This is a genomic window from Nocardioides endophyticus (assembly GCF_039543845.1).
Lineage (GTDB): Bacteria > Actinomycetota > Actinomycetes > Propionibacteriales > Nocardioidaceae > Nocardioides > Nocardioides endophyticus.
Map to the genome: position 1 here is coordinate 1 of NZ_BAABKN010000026.1, position 25,137 is coordinate 25,137.

Here is a 25,137-nt window from a genome sequence, read left to right on the forward strand (position 1 = left end):
CATAACAAACTAATTCGTCGACTATGACACACTGTTGAGTTCTCAAACATCAGACGCACACCGAAGCAGGCCCTGGTGAGGGCCGCTGCCGGGGCAACCTGCAAAAACTTACCGGTTCCGATCCGCCCCGTCAACTTGCGGGCCGATCCTCACCTGCGCCGGGCGTGCGAGAACTCCGTCCAGTTGGCCTTGCGGCCCGAGGGGGAGTCGCTCACCGCGACGTGGAGAAACGTAGCAGCGCTCTGGTCAGAGTCCCAAATCGGGTCGGTTCGCACGCCTGAGCGGGGCTGCCGGACGGTAGGTGGAGACGCTTCGCTCCCCCGTGATCCAGTACCGCCACGGCCGATCCGGTGCCTGACGCAGGCCCACCCGCGGGCCGGTCGACACGTCGGTCGCCGGCTCGCGGAGGGTCACCGTGATCGGTCCGTTGACGAGGTCGGCGCCGTCATCCGAGAGCCGGATGTCGAGCGCACGGCACAGGCGCGCGGGCCCGCGGGCCAGGTCACGATCGGACGCCCCGGGTCGGCGCTGCCGGGCTACGTCGAGCCCGTCGGCGATCTCGCCGGCGCGCAGCAGGACCGCACTCGGGGTGCCCTCCGGGCCACAGACGACGTTGCAGCACACGTGCATGCCGTAGGTGAAGTAGCAGTACAGGTATCCGGGCGGCCCGAACATCACCGCAGTGCGCGCCGTCTGCCCGCGGAACGCGTGAGAGCCGGGGTCGTTGGCGCCGTCGTACGCCTCGACCTCGGTGATGCGTACGGCGACGTCGCCGTGGCGGAGTACGGCGCCCAGCAACCGGGGCGCGGCCTCGAGGACCGGCCCCGCCAGCACGTCGGGAAGCTCAGCCGAGCCGGGCACGGTGTGCATCGACGACGGCGGTCAGCTCGCCGAGCTGCTCGCGGACGCGGGCCGGGGCGGTGCCGCCACGACCCACCCGGGAGGCGACGGACCCTTCCACGGTGAGGACGTCGCGCACCGCCGGGGTCAGAGCCGGCGAGATGTCGGCGAACTGCTCGTCGGTGAGCTGGTCGAGCTCGATGTCGAGCTCCTCGCAGCGGCGTACGCAGGCGCCGGCCACCTCGTGGGCGACTCGGAACGGCACCCCCTCACGCACCAGCCACTCGGCGATGTCGGTGGCGAGCGAGAAGCCCTGGGGCGCGAGCTCGGTCAGCCGCGCGGTGTTGAAGGTCAACGTGGCGACCATGCCGGTGAAGGCGGGAAGCAGCACCTCGAGGGTGTCGACGGAGTCGAACACCGGCTCCTTGTCCTCCTGCAGGTCCCGGTTGTATGCCAGCGGGAGCGCCTTGAGCGTCGCCAGGAGGCCAGAGAGGTTGCCGATCAGGCGCCCGGCCTTGCCGCGAGCGAGCTCGGCGATGTCCGGGTTCTTCTTCTGCGGCATGATGCTCGACCCCGTCGACCAGGAGTCGTGCAGCGTCACGAAGCCGAACTCGCGGGTCGACCAGAGGATGACCTCCTCGGCGATCCGGCTGACGTCGACCCCGATCTGAGCCGTGACGTAGGCGAACTCGGCCACGAAGTCGCGGGAGGCGGTGCCGTCGATCGAGTTGGCCGTCGAGCCCGTGAAGCCGAGCTCGGCCGCCACACCTTCGGGGTCGAGACCGAGGCTGGATCCGGCCAGTGCACCTGAGCCGTACGGCGAGTCAGCGGCCACCCGGGCATCCCAGTCGCGCAGCCGGTCGACGTCGCGCAGCAGCGGCCAGGCGTGCGCCAGCAGGTGGTGTGAGAGCAGCACCGGCTGCGCGTGCTGCAGGTGCGTGCGGCCCGGCATCACGACATCGAGATGGTCACGCGCCTGCACGGTGAGGGCGTCGACCAGGTCGAGGACCTGGTCGGCGATCTCGGCGGCGTGGTCACGCAGGAAGACCTTGAAGAGCGTGGCGATCTGGTCGTTGCGGCTGCGTCCGGCGCGGAGGCGACCACCGACGTCGGTGCCCACCTCGTCGACGAGCAGCCGCTCGAGAGCACCGTGGACGTCCTCGTCGGACGGGTCGGGCAGGAGGTCGCCGGCGGCGTACCGCTCCCCCAGCACGTCGAGGCCGCGCAGCAGCTCGGCGTGGTCGCCATCGGTCAGCAGGCCGGCGCGGTGCAGCGCGTTGGCGTGCGCACGCGATCCGGCGAGGTCGTACGGCGTGAGCCGCCAGTCGAAGTGCGTCGAGCGGGAGAGCGCGTCGAGCTCGGGCGAAGGACCGCCAGCGAAGCGGCCGCCCCACAGCTTGCCGGTGTTGGTGGTGCTCACGGTCGTCCTCTCACGGCACGGATGGCGCTGGTCATGATGTCAGGGAGTCCCCGCCACAGCGGGACGGGCGGGGGTGCGGCACGAGCAGGAGCAGACTCCTGTCGACGTCCGCGACCGGGAGAACCCGCGCGGCGCTGCGTGGGAGGCGGACCATCAGTCGGTGCCGGACTCCATGGCGGCGTAGTCGAGAGCCTCGTCCTCGCCGGCCTCCTGCTCGGCGGCCGGGTTGCGCGCGATGCGGTCGGCTCCGCCGGCCTCGATCTCGCCGAAGAGGGTGCCGTTCTCGACGAGCACCTGGCCCTGGTCGAGCGGCTGCGCGGCGTACAGCTCGAGCTTGGCGCGCGAGTCGGCGATGTCGAGGTTGCGCATCGTGAGCTGGCCGATCCGGTCGTTGGGACCGAACGCGGCGTTGTCGGTGCGCTCCATCGAGAGCTTGTCGGGGTGGTAGGAGAAGTTCGCGCCGTCGGTGCGCAGGACCGTGTAGTCCTCGCCCCGGCGCAGCCGCAGCGTCACCTCGCCGGTGACCAGCGAGGCGATCCAGCGCTGGATGGACTCGCGGATCATCAGCGCCTGCGGGTCGAGCCAGCGGCCCTCGTAGAGCAGCCGGCCGAGCTGGCGGCCCTGCGCGTGGTAGTTGGCGATCGTGTCCTCGTTGTGGATCGCGTTGAGGAGGCGTTCGTACGACGTCCACAGCAGCGCCATGGCAGGCGCCTCGTAGATGCCCCGGGACTTGGCCTCGATGATCCGGTTCTCGATCTGGTCGGACATGCCGAGGCCGTGGCGGCCACCGATCACGTTGGCCTCGTGGACGAGGGCGACCGGGTCGTCGTACCGGACGCCGTTGATGGCGACGGGACGGCCCTGCTCGAAGCGGATCGTGACGTCCTCGGTGTCGATGACGACGTTGGGGTCCCAGAACTTCACGCCCATGATCGGCTCGACGGTCTCGAGCGAGACGTCAAGGTGCTCCAGGGTCTTGGCCTCGTGGGTGGCGCCCCAGATGTTGGCGTCGGTGGAGTAGGCCTTCTCCTGGCTGTCCCGGTAGGGCAGGTTGTTGTCGACGAGCCACTGGCTCATCTCGTGCCGGCCACCGAGCTCGGTGACGAAGTCGGCGTCGAGCCAGGGCTTGTAGATGCGCAGGTCGGGGTTGGCGAGCAGGCCGTAGCGGTAGAAGCGCTCGATGTCGTTGCCCTTGAACGTCGAGCCGTCGCCCCAGATGTCCACGCCGTCCTCGTGCATCGCGCGGACCAGCATGGTGCCGGTGACCGCCCGGCCGAGCGGGGTGGTGTTGAAGTAGGTGCGCGCTCCGGAGCGGATGTGGAACGCGCCGCAGGCGATCGCGGCCAGGCCCTCCTCGACCAGCGGGAGGCGACAGTCGACCGCGCGGGCGATCTCCGCGCCGTACTGCACCGCACGGTCGGGTACGCCGCTGATGTCGGGCTCGTCGTACTGCCCGATGTCGGCGGTGTAGGTGCAGGGGATGGCGCCCTTGGCGCGCATCCAGGCCACGGCGACCGACGTGTCGAGCCCTCCCGAGAACGCGATGCCGACGCGTTCGCCGACGGGGAGGGAGGTCAGGACCTTGCTCACGGAGTTTCTTCCTTCTGGTGGTGGGTGTCGGCGAGGGCCAGGAACCGGTGGGCGAGCGCGTCGCCGCCGCTCGGGTCACGGCCGATCACGAGGACGGTGTCGTCGCCGGCGATGGTGCCGAGGATCTCGGGGAACTCTGCCTTGTCGAAGGCGGAGGCCAGGAACTGGGCGGCGCCGGGAGGGGTGCGCAGCACGACCAGGTTGGCGCTGGCGTCGGCGCTGACGAGGAGCTCGCCGCACAGCCTGGCCAGCCGGGTCGCGGCGGCGGCGGTCTCCCCCGGCGCCGCGGGTCGTCGGTCGCCGCCCTCGGCGGGTACGGCGTAGACGAGCGCGCCGGACGGCGTACGGACCTTGACGGCGTCGAGCTCGACGAGGTCGCGCGACAACGTGGCCTGGGTGACCCGCAGGCCGCTCTCGGCCAGCAGCTCGGCGAGCTCACCCTGCGAGCGCACCTCGTGCTGGGTGACGATCTCGACGATGAGCTGGTGGCGCGCGTTCTTGGTCGTCGGCCGGAGGGCGGTGTTCATCGGTGCGCCTCGGCGAGGAAGGTCATGATTGCCTTCTGCGCGTGCCGGCGGTTCTCGGCCTCGTCCCAGACCACGCTCTGCGGACCGTCGAGCACGTCGGCGTCGATCTCCTTGCCGCGGTAGGCGGGCAGGCAGTGCATCGCGATGGCGTCGGGCTTCGCGCGCTCGAAGAGCGAGCTGGTGAGCGAGTACGGCGCGAACACCCCCGCGCGTGCGGCGGCCTCGTCCTCCTTGCCCATCGAGATCCAGGTGTCGGTGACGACGACGTCGGCGCCGGTCACCGCGGCGATCGGGTCGGGCTCCAGGACCGCGGAGCCGCCGGTGGTCTCGGCCATGGCTCCTGCGCGCTCGACCATCGCGAGGTCCGGCGCGTAGCCCTCGGGCGAGCTGACCCGCACGTGCATCCCGGCGATGGCGCCGGCGAGCAGCCAGGAGTTGCCCATGTTGCAGGCACCGTCGCCGACGAACGCGACGGTGAGTCCGGCCAGCTGCTGCTTGTGCTCCTGGATCGTCAGCAGGTCGGCGAGCAGCTGGCAGGGGTGGAAGTCGTCGGTGAGCGCGTTGATCACCGGGACACCGGAGTGCTCGGCCATCTCCTCGAGGTTGCTCTGCGCGTAGGTGCGCCACACGATCATCGACGACTGGCGCCCGAGGACCCGAGCGACGTCGTGCACCGACTCGCGCACGCCGATGCCGGCGAGCGCACCGTCCACCAGCATCGGGAAGCCACCGAGCTCGGCGATGCCGGCGGCGAACGACGACTGGGTGCGCAGCGTCTGCTTGTCGAAGATCATCGCGACGGTGCGCGGGCCGGCGAGCGGCTTCGCGTCGTACGGCGCGTGCTTGAGCTCGGCCGCTAGGGCGAGGACGCGCGCCTGCTCGGCGGGGCTCAGGTCGTCATCCGCCAGGAAGTGCCTCACGACTGTGCTCCCATCGCCTCGTCGAGGATCGCCGGCCAGGCGGCTAGGAACGCGTCGACGTCGTCGGCCGTGATCACGAGCGGCGGCACGAGCCGGATCCGTTTCGGGGTCGGGTTGTTGACGATGAAGCCCGCCCCCTGCGCGGCCGCCGCAACGTCGGCCGACGCGTCCGCGGACAGGTCGAGCCCGACGAAGAGCCCGGCACCGCGCACCTCGGCCACCCGCGGATCGGCGGCCAGTCCGTCGCGCAGCTTCTGGCCCAGGACGGTCACGTGCTCGAGCAGCTCCTCGTCCTCGATGGTGCGGATGACGGCGAGCGCGGCCGCGCAGGCGACCGGGTTGCCGCCGAACGTGGTGCCGTGGTTGCCGGGCTGCAGGAGGGACCCCGCGTCGCCGAGGCCGATGCAGGCGCCGATCGGGAAGCCGCCGCCGAGTCCCTTGGCGACGGTGACGATGTCGGGGCGGACGTCGGCGTCGTGGGCGAACCACTCACCGGTCCGACCCATGCCGGACTGGATCTCGTCGAGCCACAGCAGCGCGCCGTGCTCGTCGGCGATCGTGCGGGCGGCGGCCAGGTAGCCGTCGGGAGGTACGACGACGCCGGCCTCGCCCTGGATGGGCTCGACCAGGATCGCGGCGGTCCGGTCGGTGACGGCGGCGGCGAGCGCGTCGGCGTCGCCGTACGGGACGAAGGTGACGTCGCCCGGCAGCGGCTCGAACGGCTTGCGGTAGGCCTCCTTGGACGTCAGCGCGAGCGCACCCATGGTGCGGCCGTGGAAGCTGCCCTCCGCCACCACGATCTGGGTGCGGCCGGTGCGCCGGGTCAGCTTGAACGCGGCCTCGTTGGCCTCAGTGCCGGAGTTGGTGAAGAAGACCTTGCCCTCCCCCGGCTGCCTGCCGAGAAGAGCGAGCAGCTTCTCGGCCAGCTCGACCTGCGGGGCGCTGGTGAAGAGGTTGGAGATGTGCCCGAGCGTGCCGAGCTGGTTCGTCACCGCCTCCACCAGGGCCGGGTGGCCGTGGCCGAGTGCGTTGACGGCGACGCCGCCGAGGAGGTCGACGTACTCGTTGCCGTCGACGTCCCAGACGTGGGCGCCCTCACCGCGGGCTAGGACGAGCTTCGGCGGGCCGAAGGTGTTCATCAGGCTGGCGGCGTACCGCTGTGCGTAGCTCGAGTCGTTCACTGCGTCGTTCACTGCGAGTCCCTCGCCTTCCGGGTCTTGGTCTCGACGCCGGGCAACACCTGGGTGCCGACGCCTTCGTTGGTGAAGAGCTCGAGGAGTACGGCGTGCGGCTCACGCCCGTCGACGACGGTGGCTCGCGGTACGCCGCCCTGCACGGCCAGGAGGCAGGCACCCATCTTGGGCACCATGCCGCTGGCGAGGGTCGGGATGATCTCGGCGAGCTCCTCGGGGCTGATCTCGCCGATCACGTCGTCTGAGTTGGGCCAGTCCAGGTAGAGGCCCTCGACGTCGGTGAGCACGAGCAGCTTCTCGGCCTCGAGCGCGACCGCGAGCGACGCGGCGGCGGAGTCGGCGTTGACGTTGTGGATCACTCCGTTGACGTCGGGTGCGACGCTGGAGACCACCGGGATCCGGCCAGCCTCGATCAGGTCGAGGACCGACTCGGGTCGCACGCGTGCGACCTCTCCGACGAGGCCGAGATCGACCTCCTCGCCGTCGACGATCGTGCTCGCCGGCTCAGCGGTGAAGAGCCCGGCGTCCTCGCCGGAGCAGCCGACCGCGAGCGGCCCGTGCTCGTTGATCAGGCCGACGAGCTCGCGCTGCACCTGGCCGACGAGGACCATCCGGACGACGTCCATGGCCTCGGGCGTGGTGACCCGGAGGCCACCGCGGAACTCGGACTCGATGCCGAGCTTGTCGAGCATGGTCGAGATCTGGGGACCGCCTCCGTGCACGACCACGGGCTTGAAGCCGGCAAACCGCAGGAAGGCGATGTCCTCGGCGAACGCGCGCTTGAGCGTGTCGTCGGTCATGGCGTTGCCGCCGTACTTCACCACCACGATCTTGCCGTGGTAGCGCTTGAGCCACGGCAGCGCGGCCGCAAGGGTGCGCGCCTTGGCCTGGTCGGGCTTGCTGGTGTCGAACTGGCCGGAGCTGGAGTCGTTCATGAGGAGTACGCGCTGTTCTCGTGGACGTAGGCGTGGGTCAGGTCGTTGGTCCAGACGGTCGCCCGTTCGGAACCGGCCTTCAGGTCGATGGTCACGCTGACCTCGCGCGGCTTGAGGTCGACGGTCTCGGGGTCGGCGTGCGGCGTGGACTGCTTGCAGACCCAGACTCCGTTCATCGCGACGTCGAGGTCGGCCGGGTCGAAGGCGGCCTGCGTCGTACCGATGCTGGCGAGGACGCGGCCCCAGTTGGGGTCGTTGCCGAAGACAGCGGCCTTGAAGAGGTTGGAGCGCGCCACGCTGCGACCGACCTCGACCGCCTCGTCCTCGGAGGCCGCGTTGAGCACGGTGATCGCGATCTCGTGGTCGGCACCCTCGGCATCGCGGAGCAGCTGCATCGCGAGGTCGGTGCAGGCCTGGGTGAGCGCCTCGGTGAAGTCCGGCAGCGACGGGGTGATCCCGCTGGCACCGCTCGCGAGCACGGTCACCGTGTCGTTGGTCGACATGCAGCCGTCGGAGTCGAGCCGGTCGAAGCTGACCCGGGTGGCCGCACGCAGCGCGACGTCGAGGTCGGGGGCCGGCACGACGGCGTCCGTGGTGAGGACGACCAGCATCGTGGCGAGCTGGGGCGCCAGCATGCCCGCACCCTTGGCCATCCCGCCGATGGACCAGCCGGCACCCTCGACGACGACCTGCTTGCTGACCGAGTCGGTGGTCATGATCGCCTCGGCCGCCTGCTGCCCGCCGTCAGCCGCCAGGGCGTCGTACGCCGCGGTCGCGCCGGCGACGACCTGCTCGCGGTCGTTGGTGAGGCCGATCAGGCCGGTCGAGCAGACGACCACGTCGAGCGCGCCGATGCCGAGCTTGCCGGCGACGGTCTCGGCGACCGCGTGCGTGGTCTGGAAGCCCTCCGGGCCGGTATAGCAGTTGGCGCCACCGGAGTTCAGGAAGACCGCGCGGACGGTGCCGTCCTTGACGACCTCCTGGCTCCAGAGGACCGGATTGGCCTTGCAGCGGTTGGCGGTGAAGACGCTGGCGGAGTCGAAGGTCGGGCCGTCGTTGACGACAAGCGCGACGTCCTTGGCTCCGGTGGACTTGAGGCCGGCGGCGACGCCGGCGGCCCGGAAGCCTGCGGGGGTGGTGATGGTCATTCGGGCCCCCCGCAGAAGTGTGGGATGGAGGAGCGAAGCGGGGGAATCCCGCAGTTTTGTGGGGTGAAGTTCATGGGGCGATTCCTACTGTCGTGAGGCCCAGGCCTTCGTCGAGGCCGAGCGCGAGGTTCATGCACTGGACGGCAGCGCCGGCGGTGCCCTTGGACAGGTTGTCCACGGCACCGACGGCGATCATTCGTCGTGCGTCCTCGTCGACCGTGACCTGCAGGTGCACCGCGTTGGAGCCGGTCACCGACTTGGTCTGCGGCCACTGGCCCTGCGGGAGCAGGTGGATGAACGGCTCGTCGGCGTACGCCTTGGCGTAGACGTCGTACACCTCTTCGGCGGTCACTCCCCCGGTGAGCTTCGCGGAACAGGTCGCCAGGATGCCCCTCGACATCGGGACGAGCAGCGGGGTGAAGCTGACCGAGACGGTGCCGTCGGTCAGCTTCGACAGGTTCTGGGTGATCTCGGGCGTGTGCCGGTGGACGCCGCCGACGCCGTACGCGCTGGCGTTGCCCATGATCTCGCTGCCGAGCAGGTGGGGCTTCGCGGCCTTGCCCGCCCCGCTGGTGCCGGACGCGGCGACGACGGTGACGTCGGGCTCGACGATGCCGGCAGCGACTGCCGGGGCCAGCGAGAGGCTGGAGATGGTCGGGTAGCAGCCAGGCACGGCGACCCGGGTCGCGCCACGCAGCACCTCGCGCTGGCCGGGGAGCTCGGGCAGGCCGTAGGGCCAGGTGCCAGCGTGCTGACCGCCGTAGAACTTCTCCCACGCGGCGGAGTCGGCGAGCCGGAAGTCGGCCCCGCAGTCGATGACCACGGTGTCGTCGCCCAGCTGGGCTGCGACAGCGCCGGACTGGCCGTGGGGCAGGGCGAGGAAGACCACGTCGTGCCCGGACAGGGTTTCGATGCTGGTCTCCTCGAGCACCCTGTCGGCCAGGGGCACCAGGTGTGGCTGCAGCGCACCGAGCGGCTGACCGGCGTTGGAGGCACCGGTGAGCGCACCGATCTCAACGTCGGGGTGGCCCAGCAGGAGGCGCAGCAGCTCGCCCCCGGCGTACCCACTGGCTCCGGCGACAGCAACGCGCTTCCTCGTCATATGCATGACTATACACAGTATTGCATGTTCATTTGCACGGGGTCGCTTTTTACCCGGATGCGCGGTGTCGGTCCTGATGGCTACGTTGCTCATCATGGCGAGGCTCGCGTTCGACGACTACCTGGGGCACATCGAGAGCGACTCCGCGCGGTTCCGCGCGGTGCTGGCGGACTGCGATCCCGAGGCGCGGGTCCCCGGGTGCCCCGACTGGACGGCAGCCGACCTGCTGTGGCACCTCGCCCGGGTGCAGTGGTTCTGGGCCACCACGATCCGCAACCGCCCGGCGGCGCCGGAGGGCGACGATGACGACGATGACGACGAGGTCGCCGGGCCGGAACGCCCCACGTCGTACGACGGGCTGCTGGCGGCGTACGACGAGTACTCCGCGTCGCTGGTCCGCGAGCTGCGGGCGGCGGACCCGACGGAGCCCGCGTGGAGCTGGTCCGCCGAGCAGACCGTGGGCTTCACCTACCGCAGGCAGGCGCACGAGGCGCTGATCCACCGCTTGGACGCGGAGCAGACCGCGGGCCACGAGACCCCGCTCGACCCGGCGCTGGCGGCGGACGGCGTGGACGAGGTCCTCGACGTCATGTTCGGGGGCGCACCGGAGTGGGGCGAGTTCGCGCCGCTCCCCCACTACGTGCGGGTCGACATCACCGACCGCGAGGAGTCCCTGTGGGTCCAGATCGGCCGCTTCACCGGCACCGATCCCGACGGGCAGCACCACGATCTCGAGGACATCCGGGTGGTCCCGGCCCCCGGCGCCGAGCCGGACGCCGTGGTGAGCGGCACCGCGCCTGCGCTCGACGCGTGGCTGTGGCGGCGCAGCGACGACAGTGACGTCCGGGTCGCCGGTGACCTGGGCGTCTACGACAGGTTCCGGTTGGCCGTGAACCAGCCGATCACCTGACGAAACCGGTGAAACCGGTCTGAAGGCGGCACGAAACCGGGTCGCCGCAGTATTCGTGGCATGACACCAGCACCTGACACCGACCTGGCCGTCGCGGCCTCCGGGCTCGTCAAGACGTTCGCCGACTTCCGCGCGGTCGACGGGATCGACCTCGAGGTCCGCCGCGGCGAGGTCTTCGGCGTGCTCGGCCCGAACGGCGCCGGCAAGACCACGACCCTCAAGATGCTCGCCACCCTGCTGCCGATGGACGGCGGCGAGGCCAGCATCTTCGGTGTCGACGTCCGTCGACACCCCCACATGATCCGCCAGCTCGTCGGCGTGACCGGGCAGTACGCCTCGGTCGACGAGAACCTCACCGGCTCGGAGAACCTCTGGCTCTTCGGCCGTCTGCAGGGCCTGTCCTCCTCGAGGTCGAAGGCGACCGCCGCCGACCTCCTGGAGCGGTTCGGCCTGACCGAGGCCCGCGACAAGCAGATCTCCACCTTCTCCGGCGGCATGCGCCGCAGGCTCGACCTCGCGGCCAGCCTGATCTCGCAGCCGCCGCTGATCTTCCTCGACGAGCCGACCACCGGCCTCGACCCCCGCACTCGCGGCCAGATGTGGGAGACCATCCGAGAGCTGATCCGCGAAGGCAGCACCGTGCTGTTGACGACCCAGTACCTCGACGAGGCCGACCAGCTCGCCGACCGGATCGCGGTCATCGACCGCGGCATCAAGGTCGCCGAGGGCACCCCCGACGAGCTGAAGACGTCGGTCGGCAGCTCCACGCTGCAGCTGCGGATGTCCGACCCGGGCGAGACCGACGGTGCCGTCGACGTCGTACGCCGGGTGCTCGGCGAGGAGCCCGTCCTCACTCCCGAGTCGGGTGGCATGAACGCCGCCCTCACCGACGCCAACCAGGCCGCCGACGTCCTCATCGCGCTGCGCCAGTCCGGCCTCTCGATCGCGTCCGCGACCGTCCAGAAGCCCACTCTCGACGAGGTGTTCATGGCCATCACCGGCCACGGCGCCGAGAACGAGACCCACGAGCCCCAGATGGAGGCTGTCCGATGAGCACCACCCTCCTTGCCGAGCACGAGACCACCGAGGTGCTCGACCGCACCATCGTCACCCGACCGTCGTTCCGCGACACCCTCGACCAGAGCCTCGCGATGGCGTGGCGCGCGCTCAAGAAGATGCGTCGCAACCCTGAGCAGTGGTTCGACGTCACGATCCAGCCCCTGCTCTTAACGGCGATGTTCGCCTACATCTTCGGCGGCGCGATCTCCGGCAGCGTCGAGGACTACCTGCCGATCGTGATCACCGGCATCCTCGCGCAGACCGCGCTCACCGCCTGCATGGCGACCGGCATCCAGCTCCGCGAGGACATGGACAAGGGCGTCTTCGACCGGTTCAAGTCTCTGCCGATCGCCCGGATCGCCCCTCTCGTCGGGCCGGCCATCGCGGACCTGCTCCGCTACGCCACCGCGGCGACCCTGACCATCCTGACCGGACTGCTGATGGGCTACCGGCCCGGCGGTGGCTTCCTCGGCGTACTCGCCGGCTGGACGCTGACCATCGTCGCCGGCTGGTCGCTCGCCTGGATCTTCACCTACCTCGGCACCCGCGCGCGCAGCGCCCAGGCCGTCCAGGGCATCTCGATGGTGATCATGTTTCCGCTGACGTTCCTCTCGAACGCCTTCGTGCCTGCGGAGACCCTGCCGAACTGGCTCGAGGCCTTCGTCAAGGTCAACCCGGTCTCGCTGGTCATCTCCGCCGTACGCGACCTGATGAACGACGGGGCCCTCACCGCCAACGTCGGTTGGGCGCTGCTCGGGTGCGCGATCGTGGTCGCGATCTTCCTGCCGCTCTCCGTGCGGAGCTACTCGCGCAAGATGTGAGACGGCCAGCCAGATTGACCAAGCGACGCGACTGAGGAACGAAGTCGCACGAGCGCGTCGAAGTCCGGTGAGCCGAGAAGGAGCGGTGGTTTCGAGACGGGCCTGGCGGGGTGGATTCAACCGGTGAGTGCAACGCCGGGTGGGTTGTCGTTGTTGGAGAGTAGTTGGTCGAGGGCTTCGGCAGGGGTGCGCCAGGCGAGGCGTTTGCGGGGTCGGTTGTTCATCTCGAGGGCGACTTGCTGGAGGTAGCCGGGGCCCCAGAAGGACAGGTCGGTGCCTTTGGGGAAGTACTGGCGTAGCAGGCCGTTGGTGTTCTCGTTGCTGCCTCGCTGCCAGGGTGAGGCGGGGTCGGCGAAGTAGATATCCAGGCCGGTGGCGGCTGCGATCTGGGCGTGGTTGGCCATCTCGCTGCCGCGGTCCCAGGTCAGGGTCTGACGCAAGGTGTCGGGCAGGGTGGCCATGTATTCGCAGATCGCGGTCTGCATGGTGATGGCGGTGTGGTCTGTGGGCAGATGCAGCAGCCCGAGGAATCCGGTGGCGCGCTCGACCAGGGTGCCGATCGCGGAGGCGTTGACGGCGCCCATGATCAGGTCACCTTCCCAGTGACCGGGCACGGCGCGGTCCTCGGCCTCGGCCGGGCGTTCGCTGATCGAGATGACGTTGCGCAGCGCGCCGCCGCCGGTGCGGGCGGCGCGGTCACGTGCCTGGGCGCGTGGTCGGCGCAGCGCCCGTCCGGTGCGTAGATGCCCGGCCAGGTCCCTGCGGAGCGCGCCACGGCCCTGGACGTAGATTGAGGTGTAGATCGTCTCGTGGGACACGCGCATCTCCGGGTCGTGGGGAAAGTCCAGTGGCAGCCGGTTCGCGATCTGCTCAGGGCTCTCATTGTGCTCAAGGCGCCGTTCGACCTCGTCGCGTAGCCGGGTACATACCGCGAGCTTGACCTGCTTCGCGTGACCCTGCCGGGCCCGGTCGTCAGCCATCTTCTGAGCCGTCGTCGCCCGATACTGGGTGCCGCTGCTGTTGCGGCGCAGCTCGCGGCTGACCGTGGACTTGTGCAACCCGATCTCCTCGGCGATCTCGCTCAGCGTGCGCCCCAAGCGGTTCAGGTGGGCGATGTCCTCCCGATCAGCCGCGCTGAGGCGCCGACCGTGTGAACACGAGGAGGCAGGAGGGGACTCTCGGATCTGACGGGCCGGCATCACACCACCAGATGCTGCAAACCATCGATACGCCACCGGCCGGGACACGCCGACAGCGACCGCAGCACTCTCGGTGGATAACCCGGCCGCAACCTGCCGCCAAAACGCCTTCTGGACCTCACGCGGCCAAGGAGGACGAGCCATCAGCACACCTCGCTCAGATCAAGGCGTTGCACTCACCCCTGAACTCAAGCAGCCCTCCTCAACCAACGTCTGAACGGGCCTGGCGGCCCTCCTCAACCACCGCTGTCAGCGCAGCGCGAGGAGCAGGTCGCGCACGTGCTCGCGCAGGTCGGGCCCCAACTGGTCGCCGATCTCGGCGCGGACCCGGGCGACCTCACCGGGGAGCGCCGCCTCGGCGAGGGCGAGCGCGGGCTCCCAGCTCAGGCTGGGCAGCAGCCGGTTGTAGCCGAACGCGTCGGCGCAGACGAGCAGGCGTACGGCGCGGGCGAGGTCGACCGGCGTTGTGGCCGTGACGAGCTCCCACTCGGCCAGCGTGAACACCAGCGCTCCGACGACCGGGTAGTCGAGGAACCCCATCTTCGCGCCGAGCGCTCCTGGCGCCTTGACGAGCAGGTCAGCCCGCAACCGGGCGCCGTCCTCGAGCTGTCCGTGCCGGATGTGTGCCGACAGCGCCGCCGCCTCGGGGAACAACACCCACGGCTCGTAGTCCAACGCCACGTTGACGTTCGGGAGCGGTCGGTTGGTCAGGACCTCGACCGCCCGGCGGTAGCCGAGCAGCCCCTCCTCGATCCGGCCCATCGCCAGGTCGAGCTCGGGACGGCCGCACTGCACGATGATCGACGACCCGAAGACGCCGCCTCCGCCGTCGTCCTCGGCGATCTCGTCGAAGATCCGGCCGGCCTCGGCGTACCGGCCATCCGCCATCGCCGACATCGCGAGCACCGCCTTGAGCTGGGCGACGTCCTCGGTCGCCCCGAGCGCCTCCATCGCGGGGATCGCCGCGACGGCGAACCCGAGCGCTTCGTCGAGGTGGCCGACCTGCATCTTCAACCCGGCCAGCTGCGATCTCACCAGCGCGCCGGTCCACGGGCCGTCCCGGTCGTCCACGAGCGAGAGCGAGCGCTCTGCACGGACCCGTGCCTCGTCGAGGTCGCCGAGGTTCTCGTAGAACTGGCTGGCCCACTGCAGCGCCAGCTGACGAATCCGCGGCTGGGGGTGGTGGCACAGCCGGTCGAGAGCGTCGGCATCGCCATCGGTCATCCCGAACCGGGCGGTCAGGAGCACCATCGTCTGGGCTTCAGATCGGGTGCTGCCGTCGCCGGGCGGCAGGCTCTCGAGACGCGCGAGCGCCCGGTCGGTGCCGTACTCGGAGAAGATCATCGAGTTGAACGCGATCGCGGAGAGGGTCGAGCGCAGTGCCGGCACCAGGTCGTCGGTCACGTCAGCGTCGGCGACGACCTCCTCGACCTCGTGGGCGAGCGTCACGACCTTCAGGTGGCTGCCCTCGACGGTCCAGAAGTCCGAGAGGCAGGCCATCAGGGGGATCACGGCCGCTGCATCTCCCGCACACAGGCAGCGACGGAGCAGGTCGACGAGGTTACCCTCCTCGATCCGGATGGCGGTCATCGTCTCGATCTGCCGCGGACCGAACAGCTCGTCCGAGGCGCGGCGGCAGAAGTCGATGCCCCATGCCCGCAGCCGATGCCGGGTGCCCTCGTCGTCCCCGGCGTCGACGAGCTGCATCTGGCCGAACTCCCGGACCGTCTCGAGCAGACGGTAGCGCAGGTCTCCCCCGCCTTCGTGCACGGTCACGAGTGACTGCTCCACCAGGCTGGAGATCGCCGCGAGCGCGTCGCCGTCGACCACGGCATCGGCGCCTGCGAGCGAGAAGCCGTCGCGGAAGATCGACAGGCGGCGCAGAGCGATGCGCTGCTCCTCGTCGAGCAGGTTCCAGCTCCAGTCGATGACCGCGATCAGGGTCTGGTGGCGCTCCGGCGCCTCGCGGGAGCCGCCGCGCAGCAGCGCGAACCGGTTCTCCAGGCGTCGCTCGATCTCGGCGACCGACATCGCACGGACCTTGGCGGCGGCCAGCTCGACGGCCAGCGGGAGGCCGTCGAGGCGCGCGACCAGGGACCGCACCTCGTCGAGGTCGAGGCGTACGCCGGGCCGCGCGGCGGTCGCGCGCTCGCGGAACAGCTCGACGGCGTCGTCGAGGCCGAGCTGAGGCAGCTGGTAGACCCGCTCGGCCGCGATCCCGAGCGGGGCCCGGGTCGTCGTGAGGACCCGGAGTGCCGGCGTCCGGGTGACCAGCACCTGCACCAGGTCGGCGACCGCCTCGACGAGGTGCTCGCAGTTGTCCAGGATGAGGAGTGCCGGCACGGTGCCGATCTGGTCGATGATGCGGCTCAAGAGATCGGTACGGCGCGCGCCTCCGGTCAGCTTGCCGGCGAGCGACTCCCGGACGCCGAGCACGTCGCCGACCTCGACGACCACGCCGTCTGGCGAGGTCACGCCGGCGAGTTCGACGAAGTGCACGACCGGCTGCTCCGCGAGCCGGCCCATCAGGTGCGCGAGCCGGGTCTTGCCCAAGCCGCCAGGGCCGACGATCGAGGTGACCCGGGAGGTGCGGATCGTCTGGGCCAGGGCGACGACGTCCTCGTCGCGGCCGATCAGTCGGGACGCCTCGTAGAGCAACCCCTCGCGGACCGGGCTGTCGCGGACCAGCAGCTCGGCGTACAGCGCCTGGAGCTCGGGTGACGGGTCGATGCCGAGGCGGTCGACGAGCCGCTCACGGATGCGCTCGTAGCGTTGGAGCGCCGCCGGCACCCCGCGCACCGCAGCCTCGCTGCGCAGCAGCGCGACCAGCGTCGCGTCGGCGTCGCCGCCCTCCTCGAGAAGCGGCAGCGCCTCGGCGTGTCGGCCCAGCGCGGACAGCGCCCGACCGGCGATCGACCGGGTCGCCGTCAGCAGCCCGCGGGCCTGGTGGCGGAGCCGACCGAGCTCGCCCTCGTCATCGTCCTCGACGGTGAGCCCGAGCAGCGGCTCGGCCGCCGCCAGCGCGGCCGGCCAGTCCCCGGCCGATTCGGCGCTCCGGGCACCGTCGTGACCGCGCACCACGCGAGCCAGATCGGTGTCGGTGACGCCGAGGCGGTAGCCGTGCGGGGTCCGCACGACTGCCTCGGCGCTGGTGGCCGTCCGGGCCCGCGAGACCACGACCTGGAGCGCCTTGGTCGGATTCGCGGGCTCGTCGTCGCCCCAGATCTCGTCGATCAGACGGCCCTCGCTCACCCCTTCGTCGGGGCTGGCGGCGAGCGAAGCGAACAGCGCCTGGGTGCGCTCACCGGCCACCGGTACGCCGTACCAGCGGACGTCGGAGAGCAGCGTCAGCGCCGGTGTCGTGCCGGCGCTGTCGTCAGCTCCGCTGGACGGCACCGGTCCGCTCGGCGGCGAGCGCGACGGCTGCGTCGCGCGCGGCCGTCGTCTCCTCCTCAGTGAGGGTGCGGTCCGGCGCCCGGAAGCGCAGCGCGAACGCGAGCGACTTGCGCCCCTCGCCGACCTGGTCGCCCGTGAACACGTCGAAGAGCCGGATCGACTCGAGCAGGTCACCGGCTCCCTCGCGCAGCGCGGCCTCGACGTCGGCCGTGGTGACGACGGCGTCGACCACGAGCGCGACGTCCTCCTTCGCCTGGGGGTACGTCGAGAACTCGGGTCCGGGCGTGACGTCGCGGGCGTGCCGCATCAGGAAGTCGAGGTCGATCTCGACGGCGGCGCTTCGGGCGGGCAGACCGAAGGCCTGGCAGACCTTGGGGTGCAGCTCGCCGGCGTGGCCGAACTCGACGCCATCGACGAGTACCTGGGCGCAGCGACCCGGGTGCCACGGTGCGCGGGCGGTGGAGACGACCTCGACCTCGACGCCGAGCTCGGTGGCGAGGCGTCGCACGATGCTGATCGCGTCGGCCCAGCCGGCCTCACGGCCGGCGCCCCACCAGCCGGCGCGCTCCCGCTCACCGGCGAGGACCACGGCGAGGTGGAGCGGCTGCTCGGGCAGTGCGTCGAGCAGCTTGGCCAGCTCGTCGTCGCTCGGCCGCCAGTCGACGCCGTAGATCGGCGCAGGCCCGCGGTCAATAGGGAAGGCGACCGTGCCGGTCTCGAAGAGAGACACTCCGGCGGCGCCCCGACCGACGTTGCGAGCCGCAGCCTTGAGCAGGCCGGGCAGCAGCGTCGTGGTGTACGACGGCTCCTCGCTGGAGAGCGGGTTGGCCAGCCGTACCGTCTTGCGCAGCACGTCGTCGGCGGGCAGCCCGAGCGCGTCGAAGGCGGCGTCGCCGACGAACGGGAAGCTGATGACCTCGACGCAACCGGCCCCGGCCAGGGTGCGGCCGATCCGGCGACGCAGGCGCTGCTCGCGGGTCAGCCCGCGACCGGCGGCCTCGCGCGGCAGCACCGACGGGACCTGGTCGTAGCCGACGATCCGGGCGACCTCCTCGACCAGGTCGAAGGGGTCGCTCAGGTCCGGGCGCCACGGCGGCGGCGTCGCCGTCAGCGTGGTGTCCTGCTTGTCCAGCACGCAGCCGATCGCCTCGAGGTTGGCGACCGTGGTGGCCGCGTCGATCGGCATGCCGGTCACCCGGGCCGGCAGGTCGTAGGCCATCTCGATCGGTGCCTGCTGCGGCGGGATGCCGACGACCGTCACACCGGCGTCGGCCGTGCCGCCGCCGTACGTCGTCAGGAGCTCGACCACCCGGTCAGCCGCGGCCTGGGTGACCTGCGGGTCGACGCCACGCTCGTTGCGCTTGCCGGCCTCGGAGGTCAGCTTGTGGCGCTTCCCGGTGCGGAACATCGAGGTGGCGTCCCAGTGGGCCGCTTCGACCAGCACCGACGTCGTGGTCGCGGACATCTCGGTCGTCTCACCGCCCATGACGCCGCCGAGGCCGATGATCCCGGAGTCGTCGGTGACGACCAGGTCCTCGGTCGACAGCGCCCGGTCGATCCCGTCGAGCGTGGTCAGTCGCTCCCCCTGGCGCGCCCGGCGGACCCGGATCGGGCCGATGAGCTTGTCGGCGTCGTACCCGTGGATCGGGCGGCCGATCTCGAGCATCACGTAGTTGGTGATGTCGACGGCCAGCGAGATCGGCCGCATCCCGGCCTGGGTCAGCCGGCGCACCATCCAGTCCGGTGACGGAGCGGCGGGGTCGAAGCCGGTGACCTTGCGGGCCACGAAGACCGGACAACCGGACGGATCCTCGATCTCGACCGGGTAGCCGGTGGCGTTGGGCTCGGCGACCGCACGCTCGCCCGGGTCGTGGTACGGCGCGCCGTACGCCAGCGCCGCCTCACGGGCCACGCCACGCAGCGACAGCGCGTACGCGCGGTCGGGGTTGATCTCGAACTCGATGACCTCGTCGCTCAGGCCCAGCACCTCGAACGCGTCGGTCCCGGGAGCGCCGGCGTCGGCCGGGAGCACGATGATGCCATCGTGGTCCTCGCCCAGACCGAGCTCGCGCGAGGAGCAGATCATCCCCGCCGAGAGGTGGCCGTAGGTCTTGCGCGCGGAGATCTCGAAGGCCCCGGGCAGGACGCCGCCGGGGAGGATCACGACGACCAGGTCTCCGGGCTTGAAGTTGTGCGCACCGCAGACGATGCCCTGCGGCTCGCCGGTGCCGTTGGCGTCGCCGACGTCGACAGTGCACCAGTTGATGGTCTTGCCGTTCTTCTGCGGCTCGGGCTCCATCGTGAGCACCTTGCCGATCACGAGCGGGCCGGTGATCTGGTCGCCGGGCTTCTCGATCGCCTCGAGCTTGAGGCCGAGCGCGGTCAGTCGCGCGGCGAGGTCCTCGGTGGTGACGTCGGCCGGCAGGTCGACGTACTCCCGGATCCAGGAGACAGGGGCCTTCATGTCTTTAGAGTTCCGTTCCGAATGCCGTGGTGAAGCGGATGTCGCCCTCGAAGAGCTCGCGCAGGTCCTCGATCCCCTGGCGGAACATCAGCGTGCGGTCGATGCCCATGCCGAAGGCGAAGCCGGTGTAGCGCTCCGAGTCGATGCCGCAGGCCGCGAGCACCCGCGGGTTCACGACGCCGCAGCCGCCCCACTCGATCCAGCCCTCGCCGCGACAGGTGCGGCAGGGCGCGCCGTCGAGCACGCCGGCGCCACGGCAGACGAAGCAGACCAGGTCGACCTCGGCGCTCGGCTCGGTGAACGGGAAGTACGACGGACGGAAGCGGGTGCTGATGCCCTCGCCGAACATCGACGCGGCGAAGTGGTCGAGGGTGCCCTTGAGGTTGGCCATGGTGATGCCCTCGTCGATCGCCAGGCCCTCCACCTGGTGGAAGACCGGGCTGTGCGTGGCGTCGTACTCGTCGGTTCGGAAGACCCGGCCCGGGCAGACGACGTAGATCGGCGGCTTGCGGGTCAGCATCGTGCGCGCCTGCACCGGGGAGGTGTGGGTGCGCAGGACGAGATGGTTCTCCGGCGGGTCGGTCCAGAACGTGTCCTGCATGGTGCGGGCCGGGTGGTCCGGGCCCAGGTTGAGCGCGTCGAAGTTGAGCCACTCGGCCTCGATGACCGGACCCTCGGCGACCTCCCAGCCCATCGCGACGAAGATGTCGGCGATCAGCTCGGCGCCGGTGGTGAGCGGGTGCCGGGCGCCGGCGGGGACGCGGTCCGTCGGCAGCGTGACGTCGACGGTCTCCTCGACGAGCATCCGCTCCTCGTGCTCCGCCTCGAGCACCGCCTGTCGCTGGCCGAGCGCCTGGTTGACGGCACCACGGGCCTGGCCGATGCGCTGGCCGGCCTCCTTGCGGGCCTGGGGCGGCAGAGCGCCGATCTCGCGGTTGGCCAGCGCCAGCGGGGACCGGTCCCCCGTGTGGTCGATCCGCACCTGCTTCAGCTCGGAGAGGTCGGACGCCGCTGCGATCGCAGCCAGCGCGGCGTCACGGGCCGCCTCGACCTCCTCGGGCTTCAACGGGGTGACCTCCACAGGGTCGTAATCGGTGTTCGGTCCCGACATGTCTGCCTCTCGAGCGCGCGTGCAACTGGGCAAGTCTAGGAAGGTAGCGGGCAGTCGCGCGAACTGGTTCCCCACGCGGACGGCCGGGTCGATGATCGAGGCGTGACGTCACCTCGTCTGGAGCGCACGGTAGCCCTGCCCGCGATCATCTCGCCCTGGTCTGCCTGCTCGACGGCGCCCGGGGCGGGCGGTTTCCCCGGCTGCCCGGTGAAACCCCCGCGACACGCCGTACGGCACCGGCGTGTCGTGCGGGTTTCGGCTGACGGGTGCAGCGGTGTCGTCAGTCGACCGTCGCCGGCAGCTCGACGTCGATCCGGGCGCCGCCCCCGTCGGCGTCCCCGATGGTGACGGTGCCGCCGTGCGCCTTGACCAGCCCGTTGACGAGGTAGAGCCCCAGGCCGGAGCCGCCGCGCCCGCCGCCGGTCCAGAACTTCGTGAAGACCCGACGCCGCATCTCGGGTGATATCCCCTCGCCCTGGTCCTCGACGCGGATCCGGACCCCGTCGGCGTCGCCGGCCACGCTGACCTGGACGACTCCCTCTCCGTGGCGTACGGCGTTCTCGACGAGGTTGGTGACGACCTGGGTGAACTTGTCGGGGTCGACCGAGATCTCGGGCAGGCCGTCGCCGACGTCGAGCTCGATCGGGCGGCTGGTGCCGGCGTCGACCGACTCGATGACCCGCCGGACCAGGACCGCGGCGTCGGACGGGCGCGGGTAGAGCTGCAGCCTGCCGGTGTCGATCCGGGCGACGTCAAGGAGCTCTGCGATGAGCCGGCTCAGGCGATCGGAATCGGCGCTGACCGTGGTCAGCATCAGCTTCTTCTGGTCGTCGGTGAGCTTGTCCCAGCGGTTGAGGAGCGCCTGCACGAAGCCCTTCACGCCCGTCAGCGGCGACCGCAGCTCGTGAGCGACGGTCGCGACCAGGTCGGAGCGCTCCCGGTCCAGCCGGGCCCGGCCGCGGCCAGAGCGCAGGCTGACGGCGACCCGGGCGACCGGTTCGGTGAGGGCCGGGCGATGGATCCGGGCCACGACGAGGACCTCGGTGCCGTCGGGCAGCAGCCACGCCTGCTCGGGCACAGCGGAACGAGTGGGGAGGCCGCGGTAGGGGCAGTTGTAGGAGCACCAGTCACGGCCGTCGTGGTCCTGGAGCGCCAGCACTTCGTCGAGCGGACGGCCGACCGCCGTCACCGGGTCGACGCCGAGCCAGCTCGCCGCCACAGCATTGAGCGCCGTCACCACTCCCGCGCCGTCGGCGAGCACCACGCCGTCGGCGAGCAGGTCGAGGTCGGGTGGCTGCACGTCGCTCACCCTATGCGCGCGGTGCGCTAGCGGCGGTGCGCCCGCGCGGAGGCGTAGAGACACAGTGCGGCGGCAGTCGAGAGGTTGAGGCTCTCGGCGCGGCCGTGGATCGGGATCCGTACCCGGTGGTCGGCGAGCTCGGCCAGCTCGGCCGGGAGGCCCCAGGCCTCGTTGCCGAACAGCCATGCGGTGGGCGCGGCCAGCAGCTCGTCGGCGTGGTCGAGACCGACCTCGCCCGCGCCGTCGGCCGCGAGCACCTGCAGACCGGCGGCCTGGGCGGCGCGTACCGCGGCGGCCGGATCGGGCTCGATCGCAACCGGGAGGTGGAAGAGGCTGCCGACACTGGCCCGGACGGTCTTCGGGTTGTAGGCGTCGACGGACTGACCCGCGAACACGACGCCGTCGGCGCCCGCCGCGTCGGCGCAGCGGATCACGGTGCCGGCGTTGCCGGGGTCGCGTACGTCGGCGCAGATCGCGACCAGGCGTACGCCGTCGAGCACGTGCTCGACCGGTCGGTCGAGGAAGCGGCAGAGCCCGACGACTCCGGCCGGGGTGACGCTGTCGCTCAGCGAGGCGAGGGCCCGGTCATCGACCAGCGTCCACTGCGGCGCGACCGCGGCGAGGTCGGCGTACTGCTGGGTGGCCGCTTCGGTGGCGAACACCTCCACGACGCAGCCGGGCACCTCGAGCGCGCCTTCGACGGCCTTCGGGCCGTCGGCAAGGAAGAGCCGCCGCTCGGAGCGTTCCGAGCGGCGGCTGAGCTTCCGTGTCTCCTTGAGGCGAGCGTTGCTCGCGACCAAGGGAGCGTCGTGCGTCAGGCCGAGACCTTGGGCGCGTTGACGTCCTCGGGCAGCGCGGCCTTGGCGGCCTCGACGAGGACGTTGAACGCCGCGACGTCGTTGACGGCCAGCTCGGCGAGGATCTTGCGGTCCACCTCGATGCCGGCCAGGTTGAGACCCTGGATGAACCGGTTGTAGGTCATGCCCTGAGCGCGAGCGGCAGCGTTGATCCGCTGGATCCACAGCTTGCGGAAGTTGCCCTTGTTCTTGCGACGGTCGTTGTAGCTGTAGACCAGGGAGTGGGTGACCTGCTCCTTGGCCTTGCGGTACAGACGCGAGCGCTGGCCGCGGTAACCGCTGGCCCGCTCGAGGACGACCCGGCGCTTCTTCTGGGCGTTTACCGCCCGCTTGACGCGTGCCACGATTTACTCCTTGTTGCTGAAAAACTTCTCGGGTGCGGGGGTCTCGACAGGCTCGACCACCGAAGGGCGGGGTCGGTCAGAGACCGAGCATCTTCTTCGCGCGCGGGACGTCGGCCTTGGCGACCTCGACGGTGCCCGTCATGCGACGGGTGACCTTGGAGGGCTTCTTCTCCAGGTTGTGGCGCTTGCCGGCCTTCTCGCGAAGGATCTTGCCGGACCCGGTCACCCGGAAGCGCTTGCTCGCACCGGAGTGCGTCTTGTTCTTCGGCATCTCTGCTCTCTCTTCTCGTCCTGCTGGCGTGCTCGCGGCTGGCGCGGCCACCCGCGTGGTTCCGACGGCCCGGAGGCCGCCGAGGTCTCAGGCCTCGATCTCGGGATCGAGGTTCTCGGAGCGACCGCGCTCCTTCTTCTGGGCAACCGGCCCAGCGGCGTGCGCGGCGTCGCGCTCGGCCTGCTCGTCGGCGACCAGGGCGGCGCGCTCGGCAGCCTTGGCGTCCTTCTCGGCCTTGAGGTCGACCTTGGCGTCGGCCTTCTTCTTGTGCGGGCCGAGCACCATGATCATGTTGCGGCCGTCCTGCTTCGGCGACGACTCGACGAAGCCCAGCTCCGTCACGTCCTCGGCGAGCTTCTGCAGCAGCCGGAAGCCCAACTCGGGGCGGTGCTGCTCGCGACCGCGGAACATGATCGTGATCTTGACCTTGTCGCCCGCGCGCAGGAACCGCACGACGTGACCCTTCTTGGTCTCGTAGTCGTGGGCGTCGATCTTCGGACGAAGCTTCATCTCCTTGATGATCACGTTCGTCTGGTTGCGACGGGCCTCGCGCGCCTTTTGGGCGTTCTCGTACTTGAACTTGCCGTAGTCCATGAGCTTGCAGACTGGCGGCTTGCCCTGCGGGGCGATCTCGACGAGGTCGAGGTCAGCCTCCTGGGCGAGCTTCAGGGCCTGGTCGGTCGGCACGATGCCGACCGTCTCCCCGTTGGGTCCAACGAGTCGGACCTCGGGAACCCGGATCCTGTCGTTGATGCGCAGCTCGGTGCTGATGTGTCCTCCTGATGGCCATGTGACCGGAAGTCCCTGCCGGCCGGGCCTGGAGCAGGTCCGAAATCAACAAAGGCTTCCGCTTGTACAAGCGGAAGCCAGTCGCGACGCCCCCCACGCCATGGGAGTGCCGTCGAAAGCCGAGAGGCTCACGCCGTGGAACATGTCCACGCCGCAGGCCAAGCCTTCGGGACCGGACCCGACGACCTCTGGTGCAAGACCCAAGTTCTGGGGCGGTCGATGCGGGTGGGAGACGATGCTGCTGACTCCGCTTGTGAGATCTGCTCCGGCTCGGCCGCGGACGGACGGGTCGGAACTGATCGGTCAACGCTAGATGCTAGCCGAAGATTCCCGGTCCGGCCGAATCCACGCGGCGCCACCGGGGAGCCGGGCCAGCGTCCAGCCCTCCGCGAGCCCGCGCAGGTCGTCGCCCTCGACGACGAAGCGCACCGGCCCCGCGAGGTCGATCACGAGCGCCGCCGCCCCGTCCTGGACGGCGGACTGCGCTGCGACCTGGGCCGCGACCGGGACCGGGCGAGCCCGCGGATCCCAGCCGGTGAGCGTGGCCGTGGCGGTGAACGCGAGCAGGGCCAGCCGACCATCCGCCCCCTGCACCAGGACGGTGGCCATGTCGCTGTCCTTCTCGCGGGCGAGCCCGGCGTCGTCGTACTCGACCTCGCCGAGGACCGCGATGACCGGCACCAGGAGCCGCGAGCGCTGGAGCACCGCCAGCGCCTCGACGTACGTCGATGGGTCGCGCTGCCAGGCGGCCAGGGCCGCGGCGAGCTCCGGGTCGGCGGAGCCGTCGTCGCCGGCGAAACCGGGGTCCGGTATCACCCGCGACTGGCTGGGGTCGGGCTCGAGCACGTCTCCATTGTCACCAGCCGGCGGTCGGACACCGAATCCCAATTGTCGAGTGTTTCACTTGATTTAATAAGGGAAAGCGGTCTAGACATGAGCCC

Annotated in this window: 22 protein-coding genes; 3 read left to right on the top strand and 19 right to left on the bottom strand. The window is 70.6% G+C overall.

The annotated features are described in order from the left end of the window. Window positions 1-246: 246 nt before the first annotated feature. The 9 genes from ABEA33_RS19850 to argC form a co-directional block, all read right to left on the bottom strand. A complete protein-coding gene (locus ABEA33_RS19850) occupies window positions 247-861 on the bottom strand; it encodes a DNA-3-methyladenine glycosylase (protein ID WP_345528691.1) in 615 nt (204 codons plus the stop codon). After that, on the bottom strand, window positions 845-2,260 hold the full coding sequence (gene argH, locus ABEA33_RS19855) for an argininosuccinate lyase (RefSeq protein ID WP_345528692.1): 1,416 nt from the start codon (window positions 2,258-2,260) through the stop codon (window positions 845-847). The genes ABEA33_RS19850 and argH overlap by 17 nt, the downstream gene beginning before the upstream one ends. A gap of 153 nt (window positions 2,261-2,413) precedes the next feature. Further along, complete coding sequence (gene argG / locus ABEA33_RS19860; RefSeq protein WP_345528693.1) at window positions 2,414-3,850, bottom strand: argininosuccinate synthase; 1,437 nt, start codon at window positions 3,848-3,850, stop codon at window positions 2,414-2,416. Next, on the bottom strand, window positions 3,847-4,377 hold the full coding sequence (locus ABEA33_RS19865) for an arginine repressor (protein ID WP_345528694.1): 531 nt from the start codon (window positions 4,375-4,377) through the stop codon (window positions 3,847-3,849). Before ABEA33_RS19865 ends, argG begins: the two co-directional genes overlap by 4 nt. Next, a complete protein-coding gene (gene argF / locus ABEA33_RS19870; RefSeq protein ID WP_345528695.1) occupies window positions 4,374-5,297 on the bottom strand; it encodes an ornithine carbamoyltransferase in 924 nt (307 codons plus the stop codon). Before argF ends, ABEA33_RS19865 begins: the two co-directional genes overlap by 4 nt. Then, on the bottom strand, window positions 5,294-6,436 hold the full coding sequence (locus ABEA33_RS19875; RefSeq protein ID WP_345528834.1) for an acetylornithine transaminase: 1,143 nt from the start codon (window positions 6,434-6,436) through the stop codon (window positions 5,294-5,296). The genes argF and ABEA33_RS19875 overlap by 4 nt, the downstream gene beginning before the upstream one ends. A 50-nt stretch (window positions 6,437-6,486) precedes the next feature. Continuing rightward, entirely contained in the window at window positions 6,487-7,425 is a 939-nt protein-coding gene (argB, locus tag ABEA33_RS19880; RefSeq protein ID WP_345528696.1) for an acetylglutamate kinase, read from the bottom strand. Then, a complete protein-coding gene (gene argJ, locus ABEA33_RS19885) occupies window positions 7,422-8,573 on the bottom strand; it encodes a bifunctional glutamate N-acetyltransferase/amino-acid acetyltransferase ArgJ (protein ID WP_345528697.1) in 1,152 nt (383 codons plus the stop codon). The genes argB and argJ overlap by 4 nt, the downstream gene beginning before the upstream one ends. 70 nt (window positions 8,574-8,643) lie before the next feature. Continuing rightward, entirely contained in the window at window positions 8,644-9,681 is a 1,038-nt protein-coding gene (argC, locus tag ABEA33_RS19890; protein ID WP_425577454.1) for an N-acetyl-gamma-glutamyl-phosphate reductase, read from the bottom strand. A gap of 88 nt (window positions 9,682-9,769) precedes the next feature. Between argC and ABEA33_RS19895 the strand changes: the two genes are divergently transcribed. Genes ABEA33_RS19895 through ABEA33_RS19905 form a run of 3 tightly spaced genes read left to right on the top strand, consistent with a single transcriptional unit; the run spans window position 9,770 to window position 12,465 of the window. Then, window positions 9,770-10,585 carry a maleylpyruvate isomerase family mycothiol-dependent enzyme gene (locus ABEA33_RS19895; RefSeq protein WP_345528699.1) on the top strand — a complete coding sequence of 272 codons (816 nt, stop codon included), beginning with the start codon at window positions 9,770-9,772 and terminating at the stop codon, window positions 10,583-10,585. A 60-nt stretch (window positions 10,586-10,645) separates the two neighbouring features. Beyond that, on the top strand, window positions 10,646-11,638 hold the full coding sequence (locus ABEA33_RS19900; RefSeq protein WP_345528700.1) for an ATP-binding cassette domain-containing protein: 993 nt from the start codon (window positions 10,646-10,648) through the stop codon (window positions 11,636-11,638). After that, window positions 11,635-12,465, top strand: a complete 831-nt coding sequence (locus ABEA33_RS19905; RefSeq protein ID WP_345528701.1) for an ABC transporter permease — start codon at window positions 11,635-11,637, stop codon at window positions 12,463-12,465. The genes ABEA33_RS19900 and ABEA33_RS19905 overlap by 4 nt, the downstream gene beginning before the upstream one ends. Before the next feature lie 116 nt (window positions 12,466-12,581). On the opposite strand, the gene ABEA33_RS19910 is transcribed toward ABEA33_RS19905, so the two are convergent. The 10 genes from ABEA33_RS19910 to ABEA33_RS19955 form a co-directional block, all read right to left on the bottom strand. Continuing rightward, complete coding sequence (locus ABEA33_RS19910) at window positions 12,582-13,808, bottom strand: IS30 family transposase (RefSeq protein WP_425577455.1); 1,227 nt, start codon at window positions 13,806-13,808, stop codon at window positions 12,582-12,584. Between the two features lie 105 nt (window positions 13,809-13,913). Next, window positions 13,914-17,060 carry an ATP-binding protein gene (locus tag ABEA33_RS19915; protein ID WP_345528703.1) on the bottom strand — a complete coding sequence of 1,049 codons (3,147 nt, stop codon included), beginning with the start codon at window positions 17,058-17,060 and terminating at the stop codon, window positions 13,914-13,916. Beyond that, on the bottom strand, window positions 17,041-19,524 hold the full coding sequence (gene pheT, locus ABEA33_RS19920) for a phenylalanine--tRNA ligase subunit beta (RefSeq protein WP_345528704.1): 2,484 nt from the start codon (window positions 19,522-19,524) through the stop codon (window positions 17,041-17,043). The genes ABEA33_RS19915 and pheT overlap by 20 nt, the downstream gene beginning before the upstream one ends. Window positions 19,525-19,528: 4 nt before the next feature. Beyond that, window positions 19,529-20,635 carry a phenylalanine--tRNA ligase subunit alpha gene (pheS, locus tag ABEA33_RS19925; RefSeq protein ID WP_345528705.1) on the bottom strand — a complete coding sequence of 369 codons (1,107 nt, stop codon included), beginning with the start codon at window positions 20,633-20,635 and terminating at the stop codon, window positions 19,529-19,531. A gap of 280 nt (window positions 20,636-20,915) precedes the next feature. Beyond that, the gene (locus ABEA33_RS19930; RefSeq protein WP_345528706.1) at window positions 20,916-21,935 is read right to left on the bottom strand and encodes a sensor histidine kinase; all 1,020 of its coding nucleotides are present in this window, start codon (window positions 21,933-21,935) and stop codon (window positions 20,916-20,918) included. A gap of 26 nt (window positions 21,936-21,961) precedes the next feature. Beyond that, the gene (locus ABEA33_RS19935) at window positions 21,962-22,735 is read right to left on the bottom strand and encodes a TrmH family RNA methyltransferase (RefSeq protein ID WP_345528707.1); all 774 of its coding nucleotides are present in this window, start codon (window positions 22,733-22,735) and stop codon (window positions 21,962-21,964) included. 14 nt (window positions 22,736-22,749) lie between these two features. Then, on the bottom strand, window positions 22,750-23,136 hold the full coding sequence (gene rplT / locus ABEA33_RS19940) for a 50S ribosomal protein L20 (protein ID WP_345528708.1): 387 nt from the start codon (window positions 23,134-23,136) through the stop codon (window positions 22,750-22,752). A gap of 76 nt (window positions 23,137-23,212) precedes the next feature. Next, window positions 23,213-23,407: a 50S ribosomal protein L35 gene (gene rpmI, locus ABEA33_RS19945; protein WP_028636711.1), complete on the bottom strand. Its 195-nt coding sequence runs from the start codon at window positions 23,405-23,407 to the stop codon at window positions 23,213-23,215. Window positions 23,408-23,494: 87 nt separating this feature from the next. Continuing rightward, window positions 23,495-24,178 (bottom strand): translation initiation factor IF-3, encoded by a 684-nt coding sequence (gene infC, locus ABEA33_RS19950; protein ID WP_345528835.1) that lies wholly within the window; start codon window positions 24,176-24,178, stop codon window positions 23,495-23,497. A 327-nt stretch (window positions 24,179-24,505) separates the two neighbouring features. Then, complete coding sequence (locus tag ABEA33_RS19955) at window positions 24,506-25,042, bottom strand: SseB family protein (protein ID WP_345528709.1); 537 nt, start codon at window positions 25,040-25,042, stop codon at window positions 24,506-24,508. Between the last annotated feature and the right edge of the window lie 95 nt (window positions 25,043-25,137).

What these genes read in the sequence shown, in the direction of transcription:
- ABEA33_RS19865 (WP_345528694.1), bottom strand. Translation starts at nt 4,377, where the DNA reads ATGAACACCGCCCTCCGGCCGACGACCAAGAACGCGCGCCACCAGCTC.
- ABEA33_RS19875 (WP_345528834.1), bottom strand. Translation starts at nt 6,436, where the DNA reads ATGAACACCTTCGGCCCGCCGAAGCTCGTCCTAGCCCGCGGTGAGGGC.
- argB (WP_345528696.1), bottom strand. Translation starts at nt 7,425, where the DNA reads ATGAACGACTCCAGCTCCGGCCAGTTCGACACCAGCAAGCCCGACCAG.
- argJ (WP_345528697.1), bottom strand. Translation starts at nt 8,573, where the DNA reads ATGACCATCACCACCCCCGCAGGCTTCCGGGCCGCCGGCGTCGCCGCC.
- argC (WP_425577454.1), bottom strand. Translation starts at nt 9,681, where the DNA reads ATGCATATGACGAGGAAGCGCGTTGCTGTCGCCGGAGCCAGTGGGTAC.
- ABEA33_RS19895 (WP_345528699.1), top strand. Translation starts at nt 9,770, where the DNA reads ATGGCGAGGCTCGCGTTCGACGACTACCTGGGGCACATCGAGAGCGAC.
- ABEA33_RS19900 (WP_345528700.1), top strand. Translation starts at nt 10,646, where the DNA reads ATGACACCAGCACCTGACACCGACCTGGCCGTCGCGGCCTCCGGGCTC.
- ABEA33_RS19905 (WP_345528701.1), top strand. Translation starts at nt 11,635, where the DNA reads ATGAGCACCACCCTCCTTGCCGAGCACGAGACCACCGAGGTGCTCGAC.
- ABEA33_RS19910 (WP_425577455.1), bottom strand. Translation starts at nt 13,808, where the DNA reads ATGGCTCGTCCTCCTTGGCCGCGTGAGGTCCAGAAGGCGTTTTGGCGG.
- pheT (WP_345528704.1), bottom strand. Translation starts at nt 19,524, where the DNA reads ATGAAGGCCCCTGTCTCCTGGATCCGGGAGTACGTCGACCTGCCGGCC.
- pheS (WP_345528705.1), bottom strand. Translation starts at nt 20,635, where the DNA reads ATGTCGGGACCGAACACCGATTACGACCCTGTGGAGGTCACCCCGTTG.
- rpmI (WP_028636711.1), bottom strand. Translation starts at nt 23,407, where the DNA reads ATGCCGAAGAACAAGACGCACTCCGGTGCGAGCAAGCGCTTCCGGGTG.